This is a genomic window from Sphingopyxis sp. JAI128 (assembly GCF_014207235.1).
Lineage (GTDB): Bacteria > Pseudomonadota > Alphaproteobacteria > Sphingomonadales > Sphingomonadaceae > Sphingopyxis.
Genome location: NZ_JACHDA010000001.1, coordinates 161,333 through 180,771, shown reverse-complemented (window position 1 = coordinate 180,771; position 19,439 = coordinate 161,333). Strand labels below are relative to the sequence as shown.

The window sequence follows — 19,439 nt, the reverse complement described above, 5'->3', positions numbered from 1 at the left end:
GAAAAGCGCATCGCCCATGCTGGACAGCGCGGCCGCTGTTCCCTAATCGTTCGCGCGTGAACATGCCGCCTCCCTCGACGCCCGACCTGACCCGCCCCGATCCGTCGGACCCGCCCTATCTGCAAGGCCTCAATGGCCCGCAGCGGCAGGCGGTGCTGACAACCGAGGGACCGGTGCTGATGCTCGCGGGGGCGGGCACCGGCAAGACCGCGGCGCTGACCGCGCGCCTTGCCCATATCATCGCGACGCACCGGGCCTGGCCATCCGAAATCCTTGCCGTAACCTTCACCAACAAGGCAGCGCGCGAGATGCGCGAGCGGATCGGGCGAATGATCGGCGATGCGGTCGAGGGCATGCCTTGGCTCGGCACCTTCCACAGCATCGCGGCGAAGATGCTCCGCCGCCACGCCGAGCTGGTCGGATTGCAGAGCAATTTCACCATCCTCGATACCGACGACCAGCTTCGCGTACTCAAGCAGCTGATCCAGGCGGAAGGGCTCGACGAGAAGCGCTGGCCGGCGCGCCAGCTCGCGGGACTCATCGACAAATGGAAGAATCGCGGGCTGATCCCCGCCGACCTCGATGCCGCCGACAAGGACGCCTATGCCGACGGCAAGGGGCAGCATTTCTATGCGCTTTATCAGGCGCGGCTGAAGACGCTGAACGCCTGTGACTTCGGCGACCTTTTGCTCCACATGCTCGTGATATTGAAGACGCACCGTGACGTGCTCGAACAATATCAGGAGCGCTTCAAATATGTGCTCGTCGACGAATATCAGGACACCAACGCCAGCCAGTATCTCTGGCTCCGCCTGATTGCGCAGGCGCGCAAGAATATCTGCTGTGTCGGCGACGACGACCAGTCGATCTATTCGTGGCGCGGCGCCGAGGTGGCGAACATCCTGCGCTTCGAGAAGGATTTCCCCGGTGCCACGGTGATCCGGCTCGAACAAAATTATCGCTCGACCCCGCAAATTCTGGCGGCGGCATCGGCATTGATCGCGCAGAACAGCGACCGTCTTGGCAAGACGCTCTGGACCGAACTCGAACCGGGCGACAAGCTGCGCGTCGTCGGCGTGTGGGATGGGCCCGAGGAGGCGCGGCGGATCGGTGAGGAGCTCGAGACGCTCCAGCACCGCAAGATCAGCCTCGACCACGCCGCGATCCTCGTCCGCGCGCAGTTCCAGACGCGCGAGTTCGAAGACCGGTTCATCGCGATCGGCATGCCCTATCGTATCGTCGGCGGTTTCCGCTTCTACGAACGCGCCGAAATCCGCGACGCCCTGGCCTATCTGCGCCTTGTTCAGTCGCCCGCCGACGACCTCGCGTTCGAGCGCATCGTCAATGTCCCCAAACGCGGGCTCGGTGACAAGGCGCTGCAACGCATCCATCAGTTCGCGCGCCACGAACGCGCGCCGCTGTTCCACGCGGCATCGCGGATCACCGAAACCGACGAATTGACCCCGCAGGCGCGCCGCCAGCTCGCCAATTTCGTCGCGCAGATGCGGAATTGGCAGACGAAGGCAAACGAGCTGTCGCACCCCGAGCTGACACAGCTGATCCTGGACGAGTCGGGCTATACCGCGATGCTGCAGGCCGACCGCAGCGCCGAGGCCGCCGGCCGCCTCGAAAACCTCTCCGAACTCGTCCGCGCGATGGAGGAATATGAAACGCTCGAGGAATTTCTTGAGCACGTCAGCCTTGTCATGGACCGCGACAATGACGACCAGACCGAGACGGTGACGATCATGACGATCCACGCCGCCAAGGGGCTGGAATTCGACCATGTCTTCCTCGCGGGCTGGGAGGACGGGGTTTTTCCGTCGCAGCGGTCGATGGACGAAGGCGGTACCGCCAGCCTCGAGGAAGAACGCCGCCTCGCTTACGTTGCGATCACGCGCGCGCGGCAGCGGGCGAGCATCTATCATGCGGCGAACCGCCGCATCTATGGCCAGTGGATGAGCAGTATCCCCAGCCGCTTCATCGCCGAAATCCCGCCCGAACATGTCGACAGTGAAAACAGCTTCGGCGGCGGCCAGAGCCTTTGGCGCGCCAACTGGTCGGCGCAGGGCGATCCATTCGCCCATGTTGCCGAGCGTCAGCCCGCCCGCACGATGACCCGCGGCCCAGCGTGGCAGCGCGCCCTCGCCTCATCCTCGACGATTACGCGCGCGCCCGCGCCCAGCGAGAAGGGACCGGCAGCGTCGGTCGGAGCCAAGCCTCGATCGGACCTCGCCATCGGGATGCGCGTTTTCCACGAAAAATTCGGTTATGGCGAAATTATCGACATCGACGGCAACAAGCTCGAAGTCGAGTTCGATCAGGCCGGTAGCAAACGGGTGCTGGACAGCTTCGTCAAGCCTGACTGAAATGGATTGTCTACTCTTTCAATAGTGATATGACATTACATGCGGCTGCGAGTCGTATGTTGGGAGAGATTTCATGAAAACCAAGCTCTTAGCGGGCGCGATGGCGCTCGCCGTGATCGGCTGTTCGGAAAAAAGCTCGGAACCCGTTAGCCATGCCCCGTCCTATGACATGGCGCCGATGGAACCGTCGGAAACCGTGTCGCCCTCCGCTCGCGCCGTTCCGGTCCAAGCGGACGCCCTTCCCTCCGCAATGCGCAGCCCCAATATCGGCGTTACCGCCGCGCCCGGCGTTGCGTTCAATTATTCCTACACTTTCCGTCTCGACGACGATCGCATCGCCAAGGTCCAGGAAGACCATGCTGCCGCCTGTGAAGCGCTGGGCACCAACCGCTGCCGCATCGCCGGTATGAGCTACCGGCTGGTTCGTGAGAATGAGGTCGAGGCGCAGCTTCTGTTCAAGCTCGATCCGGCGATCGCCCGCAAGTTCGGCCGCGACGCGCTTTCCAGCGTCGAAAAGGCCGAAGGCGTGCTCGCGGCGACGCGGATCAGCGGCGAAGATGTCGGAACCCGGATCAGCGAGTCGCAGCGACGCAGCGTCGACCTGAACGCCGAAATCGCGCGCCTCGAAGCCCGGCTCAGACAAGGCGGTCTTGGCGATCGCGAGGGCGCCGAATTGCAACAGCAGATTATCGGAATGCGCCAGCAACTCGACGGCGAACGCGACACACGCCGCACCGGCGAGGCGATGCTCGCCACGACCCCGGTGCAATTCGATTATGTCGGTACCGGCGGCTTGCCGGGGATCGGTTATGGCAACCCGTTCAGCGACGCGCTCAATATGCTCTTTCACAGCGGTAGCGCGATGTTGTCGTTCATTCTCGTCCTTGGCGCGGCCGTGCTGCCGTGGGCGGCGGTCCTCGCGCTGCTGCTCGTTGCTTGGCGAACCCGGGCGATCCGCGCGGCGCGACAATGGCTTCGCGGCGTGGTGAACCCCGCCGATGTGGTGCCATCGGCCGCCGTTTGAGGTAAAGGGGGCGTCGTTTGCACGGTTCAGGCTGGATCGGCCAGCGACGCTCACGCCCAATGCCCTTATCGTAATCGCCGGGTTTACGGAATTCGGGAGGGATTGGCGCACACCCTGCCGCTAGCGATCGCAAACATCGACGGGGTGCGGGACAAAAGGTCGCTGGTGGAGCCGAGGGGAATCGAACCCCTGACCTCTGCAGTGCGATTGCAGCGCTCTCCCATCTGAGCTACGGCCCCGCGACGGGCGGGGTCTTAACGGCACCGCTTGGCGGTGGCAACGGCTTTCTGGCGATCGTCGTCGAATATGGGAATGGGGATTCCGATGACCAAAGCATGGCATTTGACCAGCCGCCCGCACGGGCTGCCGACGATGGATAATTTTTCGCTGCGAGAATTGCCGGACGGCCCGCTCGAAGCCGACCAGCTCCGCGTGCGTAACCTGTGGTTGTCGGTCGATCCTTATATGCGCGGCCGCATGAACGACGCCAAAAGCTATTCGGCCAGTTTTCAGATCGACCAGCCGATGACCGGCGGCGCGATCGGCGAGGTGATCGAAAGCCGAATGGAAGGCTTTGCGCCGGGCGACCTGATCCTTCACATGGGCGGCTGGCGCGACGGCGGCGTCATCGGTCTCGACATGATGCCGAACAAGCTGCCGGCGGCGGCGTTGGCGGCAGGCATGACGCCGCAAACCTTTCTTCACAACATGGGCCTGACCGGCGGGACAGCTTGGATCGGCCTCTTGCGCATCGCGGCGGCGAAGCCCGGCGACACGGTTTTCGTGTCAGCTGCGGCAGGGGCGGTCGGCTCGGCCGTCGTCCAGATCGCCAAGGCCCGCGAAATGACCGTGATCGGATCGGCGGGGGGGGCGGACAAATGCGCGTGGGTTGACGACCTCGGCGCCGACGCGACCATCGATTACAAGGCGGGGCCGGTGCTGCCGCAACTTGGCGCGGCGCTGGAAAGGCTCGGGAAATCGGGCATCGACGTCTATTTCGACAATGTCGGTGGAGAGCACCTCGACGCCGCCTTTGCGACCGCAAACGATTTCGCACGCTTCGCGATCTGCGGCATGATCGACGTCTATAACGACGGAAAGCCCCAGGAGATGAAATATCTGATCCGGTCGATCCCCGCGCGGATAAAGATGGAAGGCTTTATCTACACGGACCAGTTCATCGACTGCATGGAAGAATTTTACGCCGACATGGGCAGCTTGATTGCCAGTGGCGCGGTGACCATCCGCGAAACGGTCCACCAGGGGCTGGCATCGGCGCCCGAGGCCTTCCTCGGGCTGTTTTCGGGGCGCAACATCGGAAAGATGCTGGTCAGGCTCTGACCGGGTCCAGGCCGGCAGCCGGATGTCAGCTGCCGAAGCCCACCGACAGAAAGTCCGGCATCGGGCCGTTCCATCCGTCGTCTGGGCCATCCTGATCGTCCCGACGCGCTGAAGGCGCCGGCTTGCGGTCGCCACGGGGCGGCTTGGCCGGCTTGGTCTCGGCCTTGGCTGCAGACCTGGGCTCGGCCTTGGCTGCGGACCTGGGCTCGGCCTTGGCTGCAGGACGCGCTTCGGTCTTTTCCGGCTTGGCCGCGCTCTTGCCGCGTCCACCACGCACCGAGCGGCCGCGCCGCGATTCGTCGGTGTCGTCGCTCTGTTCGTTGCCGGCCGACTCCGCCCCCGACTCATCGGCGGCGTGCACTGGGATCTTGTATCCGGTCAGCTTCTGGATGTTGTCGATCGCCTCGTCGTCCGACGGCGTGACGAGCGTGAAGGCCCGCCCCTTGGCGCCCGCGCGACCGGTGCGGCCGATACGGTGGACATAATCGTCGGGATGCCAAGGCGCGTCGAAATTGAAAACGTGGCTGACGCCTTTGACGTCGAGCCCGCGCGCGGCGACATCCGACGCGACGAGGATGTTGATCGTGCCGTTCTTGAACCGGTCGAGTTCGGCAATGCGGCTCGACTGATCCATGTCGCCATGGATTTCACCCGCCTTGTAGCGATAACGCTGAAGCGATTTGGCCAGTTCGCGTACGGTGGTCTTGCGATTGCAAAAGATGATCGCGGTATGGATATCCTCGGCTTCGATAAGGCTGCGGAGCATGTCGCGCTTGCCACGTTCCGACGTCTTGACGATGAATTGCTCGATATTCTCGTTCCGACTGGCCGGTCGCGCGACCTCGATCGTTTTGGGGTTCGACAGGAACTTGTCGGCCAGCTTCTTGATTGGCGGCGGCATCGTTGCCGAGAAAAGCAGGGTCTGGCGATTCGCGGGCAGCTTGGTGCAGATATTCTCGATGTCGGGGATGAAGCCCATGTCGAGCATGCGGTCGGCTTCGTCGATGACGAGCAGGTTGCAGCCGGTGAGCAGTATCTTGCCGCGTTCAAACAGGTCCATCAGGCGGCCCGGGGTGGCGATCAGCACATCGACACCCTTTTCGAGCGCCTTGACCTGGTCGCCCATCTGTACGCCGCCGATCAGCAATGCCATCGAAAGCTTGTGATGCTTGCCGTATTTTTCGAAGTTTTCCGCAACCTGTGCCGCGAGTTCGCGCGTCGGTTCGAGGATCAGCGACCGCGGCATCAGCGCGCGGGCGCGGCCGTGCGCAAGAATATCGATCATCGGCAACACGAAGGATGCGGTCTTGCCGGTGCCGGTCTGGGCGATGCCGATCATGTCGCGCATCATCAGTACCGACGGGATCGCTCCCGCCTGAATCGGCGTCGCTTCGCTATAGCCCGCGTCGTCGATGGCGCGCAAAAGTTCGTCGGAAAGGCCGAGGTCGGCAAATTTCATAAGATCGCATGTCCGGAAAAAGAGGTGGCGTCCGGCCACCCACGCAGGCGAACGTTGCCGCGCGCCTAGGGCAAATGGTGAGGAAAAGTCAAGGAAAGGCCGCGATAAACGCGATCAATCTTCGTCGGGCACCGGTACCAGAAGCCGGAATTTGTCGATCTCGCACTTGGCCCCGGTCCGCGCGTGGATCTGGTCGCGATCCTCGCAAAGCTGCCCGTCCTTGCTGCCCTGCATGTAAAAACCGGCATAAAAGTCCAGCGCGCGGCACCCGCGATTGAGCTGCGCGCGCAACCGCTGATTATGCCGGGTAATCAGGTCGATGCTATCGCGCTGAACCGCCTGCATGCCCATGATATTGCGCATCGAAATGCATTTCGGCGCCTTTTTTTCTTTCCAGACGATCGGGATTTCGGTCGCGCGCCGCGATGGCGCGGGGCCCGCGGCAAAATTGTTGAGCGGCGAGCGCCGGGCGGGCACACGAATGATCAACTGCTGTTCGATCACCATTTGCCAAAAGGATGCGCTTTGCTCGGGAAGCGGCGCCGAGATCGGGACAAGCGGTTCGGGCAGCGGGACGGGCGCCGTCGCTTCGCTTGCCGGTGCGATCGCGATCCACAGAAATGTTGCCGTCAGCACAGCCGCGTTGCCGCTCTCTCGGCGTCCTGACAGAAGATGCTGCTCACCCGTGGCTCCCGCTTTCATGCCCGCTGGACGAAAATATGCTATTCGTCCATCGCGCTTTCTAACAAGGATGATTGAACATCAAATGAACTGCTGTCGACCCCTGCCCTGTTATGGCGCCGGAGATTTCCAAGGCGAAAGGGGATGACGCGCCGGCCGTCGACCACGTTGCTCGCGCGCCTCGCCGATCTGCTCGGACCAAAGGGTTTCAGCGTCGATGCCGACGTCATGGCGCCCTGGCTGACCGACTGGCGCGGGAAATATCGTGGGGCGGCCGCAGCGATGCTCTCGCCGGCGACGACCGAGGAGGTGGCGGCTGTCGTGCGGCTTTGCGCCGACGCGGGCGCTGCGCTCGTCCCCCAGGGCGGCAACAGCGGCATGGTGGGCGGCGCCACGCCCGATACCAGCGGCGACCAGCTGCTGATCAGCCTGCGCCGCATGAACCGCGTGCGCGATATCGACGTGGATGCCCGGATGGCAGTTGCCGAAGCCGGTGTCATCCTGGAAAATTTCCATGACGCCGTTCTGGCGCGCGGGCTCCGTTTTCCGCTCACGCTGGGCGGCAAGGGGTCGGCGACCATTGGTGGGCTGGTATCGACCAACGCCGGGGGAACGCAGGTGTTGCGCCATGGGACGATGCGGGCGCTGGTTGCTGGAATCGAGGCGGTGCTGCCCGATGGGAGCATTTTCAAGGGCCTCGCCCCGCTCAAGAAGGACAATCGCGGTTACGATCTGCGGCACCTGTTTTGTGGTGCCGAAGGCACGCTCGGCATCGTCACGGCTGCCGCACTGCATCTGGTTCCCGCCGCGGCTGCCCGGCGGACGGCGTGGATCGGTGTCGATTCGCCCGAAAGCGCGCTGTTGCTGTTGCGCCGGCTCGACACAGCACTGGGGCGAGAACTCGAAGGGTATGAGATTATCCCGCAGATCTGCCTCGACGCTGTCCTGCGCCATATCCCGGGCACGCGCGCGCCGCTAGCAGGCGAACATCCGTGGCACGTCTTGCTCGAACTGGCGGGCGAAAATGACGCGGCGCTGGGCGAGGCGCTTGAAGCGCAACTGACCGCCGCGATCGACGCCGGACTGGCGCGCGACGTCGTTGTCGCCAAGAACAACCGCGAGAGCGAGGATTTTTGGCGCCTGCGCGATTCCATTTCGGAGGCCGAACGGGCCGAAGGGCCGGCGTTGCAACATGATATCAGCGTCCCCGTCGACCTGATGCCGGCTTTCATCGCCGAAAACCCGCGCCGGCTAGCGACGGTCTACCCCGGTGCACGCGCCTTGTCCTTCGGCCACTTGGGCGACGGCAATGTCCATCATCATGTTCAGCCGCCGCCGAATGTCGATGGGGTAGCCTGGCTCGCCGAACATGGCGCAGCGGTCAGCCGGCTCGTTTATTCGCATGTCATCGAGCTCGGCGGATCGATTTCGGCTGAACATGGCATCGGCCAGATGAAGCGCGACATCCTCGCCGAACTCGACAGCACGGCGCGGCTAGCTGCGCTGCGAGGAATCAAGGCCGGGCTCGACCCATCGGGCATCTTCAATCCCGGCAAGCTGATTCCCTGACGATCTTTGCCCGCTGCGGCATCGCCCCTTGCGCGTCGCGGCGCGGGTCAATAAGGCGCTTTATCCTTTTTGTCCCGGATCCCCGGGAGCCTTACCGGAGTTCGATCATGGCCGCAGCGCCCGTACCTGCCAATTTGCCTCTTTTCTATAAAGATCTCTCCCCGCTTTCGAGCGTCGAGCATGCCGATTATCGTGCCCGCCCGCTCGACAAGGCCGATTTCCTTGTCAAGCAGCACGCCATTCCGCTGACGTCGGACGAATTCGTGTCGGCGTGCCGTTATTATCCGATCGTTTTCTCGGCGGGCGACAACCCGGTTCCGCTGGCGCTGATGGGCCTCAATGAGGGCGTCAACACCTTCGTCGACGACGACGGCAAGCTGCTGAACCCCGTCTACGTCCCCGCCTATGTCCGCCGCTATCCCTTCCTGCTCGCGCGCCTGCAGGAGGGTTCGGACGAATTGTCGCTTTGCTTCGATCCGACATCGGAAGCGATCGGCAAGTTCGACGAAGGCGATCCGCTGTTCGAGAACGGCCAGCCGACCGCGTCGGTCCAGGCGGTTCTGGAATTCTGCAAGAATTTCGAGGAAGCGGGCCAGCGCACCGGCTTTTTCATGGAAGAACTGAAAAAGGCCGACCTTCTGATGGACGGCGAAGTCGCCATCCAGCAGGAAGGCAATGACAAGCCCTTCGTCTATCGCGGATTCCAGATGGTCGACGAGAACAAGCTGCGCGAACTGCGCGGCGACGTCCTGCGCAAGCTGACGCAGAATGGCATTCTCGCGCTGATCTTCGCGCATCTTTTCTCGCTGCAGCTGATGCGCGAAATCTTTGCCGAACAGGTCAAGGCCGGCAAGATGCCCGCCGTCATGGAATTGCCGACCACCTGATGCGGATACATATGGCCGCCTCAGCCGGGGCGGCCATATTTCCGTTTTCCGAGCCTCTCGGCCTCGCGCCGGCGTCAGAAATCGACCGCCAGCCCTTTGAGCTCCCAATCGCCATAGCGTACCGGATTGCGTCCGCCGGGCTGATCTTCGGCCTTGTCCTCGCGGATCGACTCGGGCGTCGGCACGTCGCTGTTCGTCCATTCGGCAGGCGCCTTGACATGCGCCGGACGCTTTACTGCGCGGGGGGTTCCGCCAATGGTCGTGTTGGGGCTGCTATCGGTCATGATAGTGTAGTATAGGATCTATCGTGCGGCACGCCAACCACAGCATTGCGCCTCATGGCTGACCGGCGACCCGTCCGACGCCGCTCGCCGCGCGAAGCCGAGCCGCCGGGCATGGCGCCGCGCCGCGCCGCGTTGCGGCTGATGGATGCGATTTTGCGCCGCGGCGATCCGCTGGACGTTGCCATGCATGCCGCTGCGCAGGGGCTTACCGGTCCCGACCGGGCTTTTGCGATCGCCATCGCGTCCGAAGCGCTGCGCTGGAAGGTCGACATCGACGCGCTGATCGATGGCGCGACGGCGCAAATCCTTCCCGACGATGTCAAATCCCGGGCAGTGCTGCGGATCGCGCTCGCGCAATTGCTGGTGCTCAAAAGCCCCGGACATGCGGTCGTCTCGACCGCGTTGCCGCTTGTCGACGGCGGGCCGCGGCGGCTGGTTCATGCGATCCTGTCGCGCGCGCAACAGGACGAGTGGCAGCTCCCCGACCGCGCCACCCTGCCCCTTGCGACGGCGGACCGCTGGGCTGAACAATGGGGGCTGCCCATGGTCGAAGCGGCCGAAGCCGGCTGGAGTGCTCCGCCGCCGATCGACCTCAGCTTCGCAGCCGAACCCGATCCCGGCGAATGGCCCGGAGCCGTTTCGCTTGCCTCCCACCAGCGCCGGTTGCCGCGCGGCCAAGCGGTCGAATCGCTACCCGGATATGGCGAAGGCGGCTGGTGGGTACAGGATCTGGCCGCCAGCCTGCCGGCGCGGCTGCTCGGCGCCGGCGAAGGCCGCACCGTCCTCGACCTCTGCGCCGCGCCCGGCGGAAAGACGATGCAGCTCGCCGCGGCAGGATGGAAGGTCGTGGCGATCGACGCCAGCGCAAAGCGTCTGGAGCGGCTGGGCGCCAACATGACGCGCACCGGCCTGTCGGCAGAGATCGTCCAGGGCGATGTTCGCGTGTGGGAACCTGCGGCCCCCGCCGATGCGATCCTGCTCGACGCGCCCTGTTCGGCGACCGGCATCTTTCGCCGCCACCCCGATGTGCTGCACCGGATCGAAGCGCGTCAGATCGACGAGATGACGGCGTTGCAAGCGGTGCTGCTCGCGCGCGCCGCGAACTGGGTCAAGCCCGGCGGGGCGCTGGTCTATGCGACCTGCTCGCTCGAGCGGGCCGAGGGCGAGGAGCAGATGTCGGCTTTCCTGAAAGCCAATCGCGGCTGGTCGGTGGAAGCGCCGCGCGCCGGCGAACTGCCCGCGGCCATTACGGCCGACCGCGATGGATTTATCCGGACGCTGCCGGGGTTGCTGGCCGATGCCGGCGGACTCGACGGCTTTTTCATTGCGCGGCTGCGCGCGCCGTCAGCCTGAGCGGAGCGAGAGGCGATAGAGCGCCAGATCGCCATAATCCTTGGCGAGCCGTACCTTTCCCACATCGTCGCAATCGAAGTCGCGCGCGGCGCCGAGCGCGAGCATCGCCGCCAGCGGCTGGGTACAAACAGACCGAGCGTGAAGGCTTCGGCAGGCGGGAGAGCGGCCTTGGCGGCGGGCTCACCGCACGTCGGCGCCGACGAAATGGCCGGGGTCGCCGCATCCGATTTTTTCGGGGGCGTTGCGGCCGGTTGCAACAATTTCCATGCGAGCAGCGCGACCGCGATGGTCGCAAGGTCCAACAGTGCCCATGGCAGGATGGATGTTTTTGCCCCGCCGGGCCGGCTTCGGCATCCCTTTCCTTAGGCGCCGGAGGCGACTTGGGCATCGCAACCCGCGCCGCAGCCTCGCGACCGCGCAATTCTTCCAGACCATCCGAACTTTCCGCCAGCCGCGATGGGCGGGGTCGCCGTTCCAGTCAGTGAGATCGGCGAACTGGACCTGGTCGAAGCGCAGCGGCGGCATCACATCGTCGATCGCCGTCTGTACCAGTTTTTTTTCGTTTGCGCGCGACGTCGGCCTCGGCCCGCGCCCATTCGGGCTGCGCCGGGGTGCGACGGCTAGCCCCCTGTTTTGAGGAGGCTAACCGCCCGGCGATCGATTTTCCAGCCAGACTTCAGAAGACCGCCTTGGGCGCTTCTTCCTTCATCATCGCCGCGCGAACCATCGGGATCGGCGGGCCGCCGTAGGACAGGAATTCGTCGTGAAACGCCTTCCACTTCGTCCGGTCGCCCTTGGTCCAGTCTTCGCGCAGCTTGCGGATCATCAGCTTGCCCATGGTGTAGTTGAGGTAGGCGGGGTCATAGGTGCCGCGCGCCGCCTGCTGCCGCGAATTGCCTTCGTCCTGATAGCATTGTTCCTTGAACAGCTTTTCCGATTCCGCGACGGTCATGCCCTTGGTGTGCAGGCCGATCGCCGAGAGGTAGCGGCAGTCGCGCAGGAGCGCGTTCGACAGCTGGCCGATGTGCGTTTCGAGATCGCCTTCGCCGAGCCCGGCATCCCACATCATTTCCTCGGTATAATGTGCCCAACCTTCGGCAAAGGCATAGCCCACGAAAAGCTTGCCGAAGATGCTTTCCGCGCGGTTCGAATGGAGGAAATTGAGGAAGTGGCCCGGCCACACCTCGTGCACCGAGGTGAAAAGCAGGTCCTTCCTGCCGGGAATGAACGCGTCCTGCGTCGCCTTGTCCCACGCCGGATCGGGCGGCGAGATGTAATAGACCGACGGCAGGCCTTTCTCATACGGTCCCGGAATGTCGATATAGGCGCTGTTCTGGCGGTTATATGGCGGCGATTCCTCGACCTGCGCCTGTTCTGTGCCGGGGATCGACACGATGTCCTTTTCGACCAGGAAGGCGCGCAGGACCGGGAGCTGGCGCCGTGCCTCGGCGACGGGGCCGTCGGCGGGCTTGTCTGCGTTCATCTTTTTCATGCAGTCGGCGATCGTCATCCCCGCGGCGTAAGTCGCACATGCCGCCTTCAGCGCGTCCTGGTTGCGCTTGAGATCGGCCTGGCCGATGCGTTCGAGCTCGGCGAGCGGGGTGTCGACGCCCTCGTTGGTGAGGATCATCTTTGCGAATTTCTCGGCGCCGAGCGCATAGCCGTCGGGCGTGCCCGGCTGCGATCCGACATATTCGGCAAGGTCGGTCATCGCCGCGCCGGCCTTGGTCACCGCCTCGTCGAACTGCTTTTGCAGCGCTTCATCCTTGACCGAGGCAAAGGCCGCCTTCGCGTCGCCCTTGTAATAATCGGCAAAGCCGCCGAAGCCGGCGGTGCCATATTTGACGAAGGTCGCGGGCAGCGGAAGTTTCAGGTTGGCCTTGATCTGCGCCGCCGCCGCCGGGACTTTTTCGGCATAGGCGATGAAGGCCTTCATCCGCGTCGTCGCGTCGGCATAGGGGCGCGCAATATAGACGTTGGGGTCGAGCGCGCCGGTGTAGAAGGCGGGGTTCTTCTGCGCGAAGTCGGTATCGCGCAGAAAGAAGAGCTGGCCCTGTGCCACATGGACAAGATAGTCGCGCTCGAACTTTTCGGCGTCGGTCATCTCGCCATCGAACGCCTTGGCGTCGGCGATTGCCTTTTCCAGATAGGCGGCTTGCTTCTCGAGCCCTTCGGGCGACCAGTCGGGGAGCTGGCCGTCATACTCATGCTTGCCCTGATAGACCGCGAAATTCGGATTCAGCGGGAAATAGCCGGCAAGGAACTGGTCGCGAAATTCGGTCCAGGTCTTCGCGCTTGGCGCGGTCGCCGAATCGTTCTTCGACGCGTTGCACGCGGTAAGGACCAGCAGCGTGGCGGCCATCGCCGTGCTGCCCAAACGGGCCAATTTGCTTTTCATTCGAATGTCTCCTTGCCTTCTGCGTCGCGCCTTTTGCCAGCGGCTTCGCATAATGACACCCGAGAATCGACAAACGGCAAAGCTATCCCTCTGGACAGGCGCGAAAAGCGGGCTACGGCGATCATCGATGGCGACGATCCCACCCCCCGAAGGCGAAGATCCGGTGATGCCGGAAGCGGCGCCCAAAGCCCCCTCCCCGCTCAGCTTTCCCGACTTCCGCTATTTCTGGCTCGCGCGCTTCACCGCCGTGATGGCCACGATCGCGATGGTCGTGGTGATCGGTTACCAGCTCTACGACACCGCGCGCACCGACTATGGCATGTCGATCAAGGAGGCGTCGTTCCAGCTCGGGCTGCTCGGGCTCTTCCAGTTCGTCCCGCTCGCCATATTGACCCCCGTCGCGGGATGGGCCGCAGACCGATTCGAACGGCGCAGCGTCGCGATCTTTTCGAACCTGATCGACCTGTTGATCGCGGCGACGCTCGGCTGGTTGACCTGGACCGATGGGCTGACGTTGCCGCTGCTCTTCGGCCTCGCCGCGCTCCACGGCGTCGCGCGCGTCTTTTCGGGGCCGGCGATGAGCGCGATCGCCCCCAATATCGTACCTCCGGCAGTGCTGCCGCGCGCGATCGCGATGAGCAGCATTGCGTGGCAATCGGCGTCGGTGATCGGCCCCGCCGCGGGCGGGCTCATCTATGCCGCGCATCCGGGGTCGGTGTATGTTTTCTCGGCGATGCTCCTCGCCGTCTCGGCCTTCACGCTGAGCCGGGTCCGGCACGTGCTGCCCCCGCCCGCCGAAGTTCGCCGACACCCCTTGCGCGAAATGGTCGACGGGTTGCAGTTCGTGTGGGTCGAACGCTTCCTTCTCGGCACGATCACGCTCGACCTGTTCGCCGTGCTGCTCGCGGGCGCGACCGCGATGTTCCCCGTCTTCGCGCGCGACATATTGCACGCCGGCCCCGAAGGCGCGGGATTGATGCGTGCCGCCGTCGCGGCGGGTTCGGTGGCGGTCGCGGTCGGCCTCGCCATCCGCCCGATCGAGCGGAATGTCGGCGTCAAGATGTTGTGGGCGGTGGCGGTGTTCGGCGCCGGGACGGTAGTCTTCGGCCTTTCGACCAACCTCCTTCTCTCGCTCGCCGTGCTCGTGTTGATGGGCGCCGCGGACATGTTCTCGGTCTTTGTGCGCGGTACGCTGATCCAGCTCAACACCCCCGACCATATGCGCGGCCGCGTCAGCGCCGCGTCGGGGCTCGCGATTTCGGCGTCGAACGAACTTGGCGAAATGCGCGCCGGGGCGATGGCCGCTGCGTTGGGGCCGGTCGGCGCGGTCGTGATCGGCGGCGCTGGCGCGATCGGCGTGACGGCGCTATGGGCTTGGCTGTTCCCCGAACTGCGCCGGGCACGCACCTTTGAACCCCAATTCAAGGCAGGATCGACATGAAAGCCAATTCCATCCTCGATACCATCGGCAACACGCCGCACATTCGCATGGCCAAGCTGTTCCCCGACTCCGAAGTCTGGGTGAAATCGGAACGCAGCAATCCCGGCGGGTCGATCAAGGATCGCATCGGCCTGGCAATGATCGAGGCGGCCGAGCGCGACGGCAGCCTGAAGCCAGGCGGTACGATCGTCGAGCCGACGTCGGGCAACACCGGCATCGGCCTGGCGATGGCCGCCGCGGTCAAGGGATATAAGCTGGTGCTCGTCATGCCCGAAAGCATGTCGGTCGAGCGCCGCCGCCTGATGCTCGCCTATGGCGCAACCTTCGACCTGACGCCGCGCGAAAAGGGCATGAAGGGTGCGATCGAGCGCGCGATCGAACTGGTCGAAACGACGCCCGGCGCGTGGATGCCGCAGCAGTTCGAAAATGAAGCGAACATCGACGTCCATGTCCGCACGACCGGCCCCGAAATCCTCGCCGATTTCAAGGACACGCCGATCGATGTGCTGATCACCGGCGTGGGGACCGGCGGGCACATCACCGGCGCCGCGCAATTCCTGAAAGAGCATTGGCCGAACCTGAAAGTCTATGCCGTCGAACCCGAAGCCTCGCCGGTCATTTCGGGCGGCCAACCGGCGCCGCACCCGATCCAGGGCATCGGCGCGGGCTTCATCCCGCGCAACCTCCACACCGACCTGCTCGACGGGGTGATCAAGGTGGACGCCGGTGCGGCGAAGGATTTCGCGCGCCGCGCTGCGACCGAGGAAGGCATGCTCGTCGGCATCTCGTCGGGCGCGACGCTGGCCGCCATCGCGCAGAAGCTGGCCGAGCTGCCGCCGGGCAGCCGCATTCTCGGCTTCAACTACGACACCGGCGAGCGCTATCTGTCGGTTCCCGATTTCCTCCCGGAGATTTGAGGCCCCCTCGTGCGTTCCGCGGACGATCCATCGGCGTTGCCCGTCGGGCGCGACTGGAGGGGCTGGCTGTTCGTCCTGATCGTCGCGGTCGCAATCGTGGCCGTGTTGTATCACAGCGGCGGGGGCATCGGCGGTGACGTCACCGTGCGACCGCACCCGGTCGCGCCGCCCGCCGATGTCGTTCCCGACGTGCTGCCGATGGAACTGGCGCCCGTTACCGAGGACGACGCGCGCGCCGCCAACGCCCGCATCGCGCTGGTCACCAAGGGATTCGTGGCGGCGCGGCCGTTCGTCTATGCCGGCACGGGCGACGCGCGCCTGCGCGCCCGCGACTGCCTCGCCGCGGCGATGATTTACGAGGCAGGCGACGACAGCCGCGGACAATTGTCGGTGGGACAGGTCGTGATCAACCGTGCGCGACATCCGGCCTTTCCGAAATCGATCTGCGGCGTGGTGTTCCAGGGCGCCGAACGCCAGACCGGTTGCCAGTTCACCTTCACCTGCGACGGCGCGCTGGCGCGCCGCTATTCCGAAGCGGCGTGGCTGCGCGCGCAGGTCAATGCCGACATGATGCTGTCGGGCCTGACCGATCCGTCGGTCGGCCTTGCCACCCATTATCATACCGACTGGGTCCGCCCCTATTGGAGCGACAGCCTCGAAAAGATCGCGATCGTCGATACGCACCTGTTTTTCCGCTGGCCCGGGTTCTGGGGCACGCCGGGGGCCTTTCGCGGCAGCGTATCAGGCGACGACGGCCCGATTGCGAAACTCGCAGCCCTGTCGCCGCGGCATGCGAATGCGCTGGGACTGCCGACGGAACTGGCGGCGGGTGTCGACGCCAATGCCGCGGTCGGCGAAGCGCGCGTCGTGACCGGCGCGGGCGAAAGCGTGGGCCGCGACACCATCTATACCCAGCTAGACCGCAAGGCGGCGCCCGAAAGTTTCGTGACGACCGCGCTGCGCCTCTGCGGCGACAAGCCCTATTGCAAATTCATGGGCTGGACCAACCCGACCCTCAAACCCGACAGCGATGCGATGAGCGACACGCAGCGCGCGGCGATGAGCTTTTCCTACCTGCGCGACGACAAGGCGGGGTTCGAAAAGGCGCTGTGGAATTGCAGCGAGTATAAGCGCGACGATGCAAGGCAGTGCATGAAGCGGTAAAGCCGGAATGGCGGGAATCTGCCTGACTTCACTCTGAAGTCGCGTTCCGCGCAGCGCCAAAGCCACAAAAGCCCCGCGTGCGTGCGTCCAAAATGTGTCCTTTGTGGCTTTAGGGCCATCCCAAGACCTGTTTGCGCAAGCCGACGATTTCAAAGAGCCGCCGATGGCTGACACGACACGATAATGTAGGACAGCAATTTTTTGGGGCGATGGCGGCTCAGGGGTGGGGAGCCGTCACAGTCAGCCCCCCTCGTCACCCCGGACTTGATCCGGGGTCCATGACTTCGACGCCGCGATGGATCCCGGATCAAGTCCGGGATGACGAGGCGTGGAATATCCTCCCTGTGGCGCAGCGATGGGGAGGGAGACCGCCGCGAAGCGGTGGTGGAGGGGCTGCGACGGTGTGCCATTGGCCCCTCCGTCAGCCCTGCGGGCTGCCACCTCCCCATGGCTGCGCCACAGGGAGGATTTATGGCAACTACCGGTCGTTTACAGACGCGCCTAGCGGTGCGGTTTGATGAGATATTTCTCGCCCGTGCGCTTCGCATTATAGGCTTGCGCCGTTTCGACATCGAGCGCGTCCGCCAGCGACACTTCATGGCTGTAGTGACTTTTGAACGTCGTCGTCAGTTCGTCGACCACCCGCTGCCGCATCCGGCCCACGACCTCCGGCCCCGCCTTCGCCATGAAAGGCGTCAGCAGGAAGCCGCCGAGCGCCCAGGTCAGGCCGAAGCTGCGCGCCGAAAAGGTCGTCGGCGACAGGTCGAGCGCGCCATAGATATAGACCTGTTTGAAGGTGTCCGAACCATAGCGGCTGTAAGTCGTCATGCGCTTGACCGCCGCCGCCTCCATCGCGGTCAGGATCTGACCCGCGAGCTTGCCGCCGCCGGTGGCATCGAAACCGATCGTCGCCCCCGTCTCGACGATCGCGTCGATCAGCCGGTCCATGAAATCGTCGGCGCTGCTGTTGACGACATATTGGGCGCCGATGCCCTTCAATATTTCGACCTGTGCGTCGCTGCGGACGATGTTGACGAGCGGAATGCCGTCCTTCGCGCAAATCTTGACGAGCATCTGGCCGAGGTTCGACGCCGCGGCGGTGTGGACGATCGCGCTGTGATTTTCCATCCGCATCGTCTCGGTAAAGGCGAGGCTGGTGAGCGGATTGACGAAGCAGGAGGCGCCGTCGGCGGGGTCGGTGCCGTCGGGAAGCGGCATCACCATCTGCACCGGCAGGCAGCGATATTCGGCGTACATTTCGCCGCCGAGCAGCGCGACGGTCTTGCCGAGCAACGCCTGCGCCTCGGGCGAATCACCAGCCGCGACGACGGTGCCGCAGCCTTCGTTGCCGATGGCGAGCGCGTCGCCGACGCGCCCCGCCATCGCGCGCATGCCCGCGGGCGGCACATCGGCAGTGATGACGGGCAAGCCGTCGCGAGTCGACGCGCGCGCGGTCGACATGTCGGCGCCGCCGAACAGCAGGCCAAGGTCCGACGGGTTGATCGGCGCGGCGAGGACCTTCACCAGTATCTCGTGCGGTTTGGGAGTCGGCATCGGGCGACGCTCCAGCGACACTTCGAGCTGTCCCTCGGGCTTCACTAGCGTCAGCATCGTGAGGTTGGTTTCAGGCAGGTCGGTCATCATGCGTCTCCCGTGTTCGGTTTCTCGATGAAACCGAAATAGGGCGACAGAAGGACGCTGGCAATCGCCGGTTGTGAAAATACAGCCCGAATGGCGAAGCATCCGGCGCCGTCCCCATCATGTCAGCCGGACCGAGACCCCGCCATCGGCAATCATCGGACTTCCCGTCATGAAACTCGACCGGTGAGACAAAAGAAACAGCGCCGCCTGCGCGATCTCGATGGCGGCTGCCATCCGCTTCATCGGATGCAATCCGGCTATAAACTCCTGCGCGGCAGGATCGTTTTCGCCTCCCATCGGCGTGATCGTGCCGCCGGGTAGCAAGGTGTTCACCCTTATGCCCTCGGCGGCATGGTCCGATGCCAGCGACCGGGCAAAGCCGATCAGCCCCGCCTTGGACGCCGCATAGGCCGCCATGCCGGGCAGACCGCCGTTGCTGAAACCCACGAATGAAGACGTGAAGACGATCGAGCCGCCACCGCGCGCCGTCATCGCCGGCAGCTGGGCCTTGGCGGCCAGAAAGGCGGCGGTCAGGTTGACCGAGAGGACGTCGGTCCAGTTGCCGATGGCCATATCGGGGACCGGCTGCATATCCCCGACGATACCGGCATTGTTGAACGCGCCGTCCAGTCCGCCAAACGCCTTTCCGGCCAGATCGACAAGAGCCTTGGCATATTGCGCGTCCCTCACGTCGCCGGCGAGGAACACCGCCTGCCCATCGGCATGGCGGATCGTATCGGCAACGGCTTCGAGTTCGGCGCCTCGACGCGCGCCCAGCACCACATTCGCGCCTTCCGATGCAAACAGCTTCGCCGCCGCGGCGCCGATCCCGCTGCTCGCGCCGGTGACGATGATGGTCTTGTCTTCCAGTTCCATGATTTGCCTCTTCCTGACATCGGTCAGGGCGCTCT

Annotated in this window: 15 protein-coding genes and 1 tRNA gene; 9 read left to right on the top strand and 7 right to left on the bottom strand. The window is 64.4% G+C overall.

Annotated elements, in window-relative coordinates; genetic code table 11:
* The first annotated feature begins 62 nt into the window (after nucleotides 1-62).
* Together HDC35_RS00790 and HDC35_RS00785 are read left to right on the top strand one after the other, a co-directional pair.
* Nucleotides 63-2,369, top strand: coding sequence for an ATP-dependent helicase (locus HDC35_RS00790; protein ID WP_184642982.1), 2,307 nt, complete (start codon nucleotides 63-65; stop codon nucleotides 2,367-2,369).
* A gap of 73 nt (nucleotides 2,370-2,442) precedes the next feature.
* Nucleotides 2,443-3,393 (top strand): DUF4349 domain-containing protein, encoded by a 951-nt coding sequence (locus HDC35_RS00785; protein WP_184642981.1) that lies wholly within the window; start codon nucleotides 2,443-2,445, stop codon nucleotides 3,391-3,393.
* A 163-nt stretch (nucleotides 3,394-3,556) separates the two neighbouring features.
* On the opposite strand, the gene HDC35_RS00780 is transcribed toward HDC35_RS00785, so the two are convergent.
* Nucleotides 3,557-3,632: transfer RNA gene (locus tag HDC35_RS00780), tRNA-Ala, on the bottom strand.
* Between the two features lie 85 nt (nucleotides 3,633-3,717).
* Here HDC35_RS00780 and HDC35_RS00775 point away from each other — a divergent pair.
* A complete protein-coding gene (locus tag HDC35_RS00775; RefSeq protein ID WP_184642980.1) occupies nucleotides 3,718-4,734 on the top strand; it encodes an NADP-dependent oxidoreductase in 1,017 nt (338 codons plus the stop codon).
* A 25-nt stretch (nucleotides 4,735-4,759) separates the two neighbouring features.
* Here HDC35_RS00775 and HDC35_RS00770 read toward each other — a convergent pair whose 3' ends face one another.
* Entirely contained in the window at nucleotides 4,760-6,193 is a 1,434-nt protein-coding gene (locus HDC35_RS00770) for a DEAD/DEAH box helicase (protein ID WP_184642979.1), read from the bottom strand.
* A gap of 114 nt (nucleotides 6,194-6,307) precedes the next feature.
* Nucleotides 6,308-6,829 (bottom strand): hypothetical protein, encoded by a 522-nt coding sequence (locus HDC35_RS00765; protein WP_184642978.1) that lies wholly within the window; start codon nucleotides 6,827-6,829, stop codon nucleotides 6,308-6,310.
* A 189-nt stretch (nucleotides 6,830-7,018) separates the two neighbouring features.
* Between HDC35_RS00765 and HDC35_RS00760 the strand changes: the two genes are divergently transcribed.
* Together HDC35_RS00760 and HDC35_RS00755 are read left to right on the top strand one after the other, a co-directional pair.
* Nucleotides 7,019-8,443: an FAD-binding oxidoreductase gene (locus tag HDC35_RS00760; RefSeq protein WP_184642977.1), complete on the top strand. Its 1,425-nt coding sequence runs from the start codon at nucleotides 7,019-7,021 to the stop codon at nucleotides 8,441-8,443.
* A 107-nt stretch (nucleotides 8,444-8,550) separates the two neighbouring features.
* Nucleotides 8,551-9,330: a SapC family protein gene (locus HDC35_RS00755; protein ID WP_184642976.1), complete on the top strand. Its 780-nt coding sequence runs from the start codon at nucleotides 8,551-8,553 to the stop codon at nucleotides 9,328-9,330.
* Nucleotides 9,331-9,404: 74 nt separating this feature from the next.
* Here the strand turns inward: HDC35_RS00755 and HDC35_RS00750 are convergent, their stop codons facing one another.
* Nucleotides 9,405-9,614, bottom strand: coding sequence for a DUF1674 domain-containing protein (locus tag HDC35_RS00750; protein WP_184642975.1), 210 nt, complete (start codon nucleotides 9,612-9,614; stop codon nucleotides 9,405-9,407).
* A 54-nt stretch (nucleotides 9,615-9,668) separates the two neighbouring features.
* Between HDC35_RS00750 and HDC35_RS00745 the strand changes: the two genes are divergently transcribed.
* Entirely contained in the window at nucleotides 9,669-10,967 is a 1,299-nt protein-coding gene (locus tag HDC35_RS00745; protein WP_184642974.1) for an RsmB/NOP family class I SAM-dependent RNA methyltransferase, read from the top strand.
* Between the two features lie 676 nt (nucleotides 10,968-11,643).
* Here HDC35_RS00745 and HDC35_RS00740 read toward each other — a convergent pair.
* Entirely contained in the window at nucleotides 11,644-13,365 is a 1,722-nt protein-coding gene (locus HDC35_RS00740; RefSeq protein WP_184642973.1) for a DUF885 domain-containing protein, read from the bottom strand.
* Between the two features lie 127 nt (nucleotides 13,366-13,492).
* On the opposite strand from HDC35_RS00740, the gene HDC35_RS00735 reads away from it, so the two are divergent.
* The 3 genes from HDC35_RS00735 to HDC35_RS00725 are packed head-to-tail and all read left to right on the top strand — an operon-like array spanning nucleotide 13,493 to nucleotide 16,887.
* Entirely contained in the window at nucleotides 13,493-14,806 is a 1,314-nt protein-coding gene (locus tag HDC35_RS00735) for an MFS transporter (protein ID WP_260397388.1), read from the top strand.
* A complete protein-coding gene (cysK, locus tag HDC35_RS00730) occupies nucleotides 14,803-15,723 on the top strand; it encodes a cysteine synthase A (protein WP_184642972.1) in 921 nt (306 codons plus the stop codon). The genes HDC35_RS00735 and cysK overlap by 4 nt, the downstream gene beginning before the upstream one ends.
* Nucleotides 15,724-15,732: 9 nt before the next feature.
* On the top strand, nucleotides 15,733-16,887 hold the full coding sequence (locus HDC35_RS00725) for a cell wall hydrolase (protein ID WP_311770692.1): 1,155 nt from the start codon (nucleotides 15,733-15,735) through the stop codon (nucleotides 16,885-16,887).
* A gap of 501 nt (nucleotides 16,888-17,388) precedes the next feature.
* Here HDC35_RS00725 and HDC35_RS00720 read toward each other — a convergent pair.
* Entirely contained in the window at nucleotides 17,389-18,528 is a 1,140-nt protein-coding gene (locus tag HDC35_RS00720; protein ID WP_184643870.1) for a zinc-binding dehydrogenase, read from the bottom strand.
* A gap of 117 nt (nucleotides 18,529-18,645) precedes the next feature.
* Complete coding sequence (locus tag HDC35_RS00715; protein ID WP_184642971.1) at nucleotides 18,646-19,404, bottom strand: SDR family oxidoreductase; 759 nt, start codon at nucleotides 19,402-19,404, stop codon at nucleotides 18,646-18,648.
* Nucleotides 19,405-19,439: the final 35 nt, after the last annotated feature.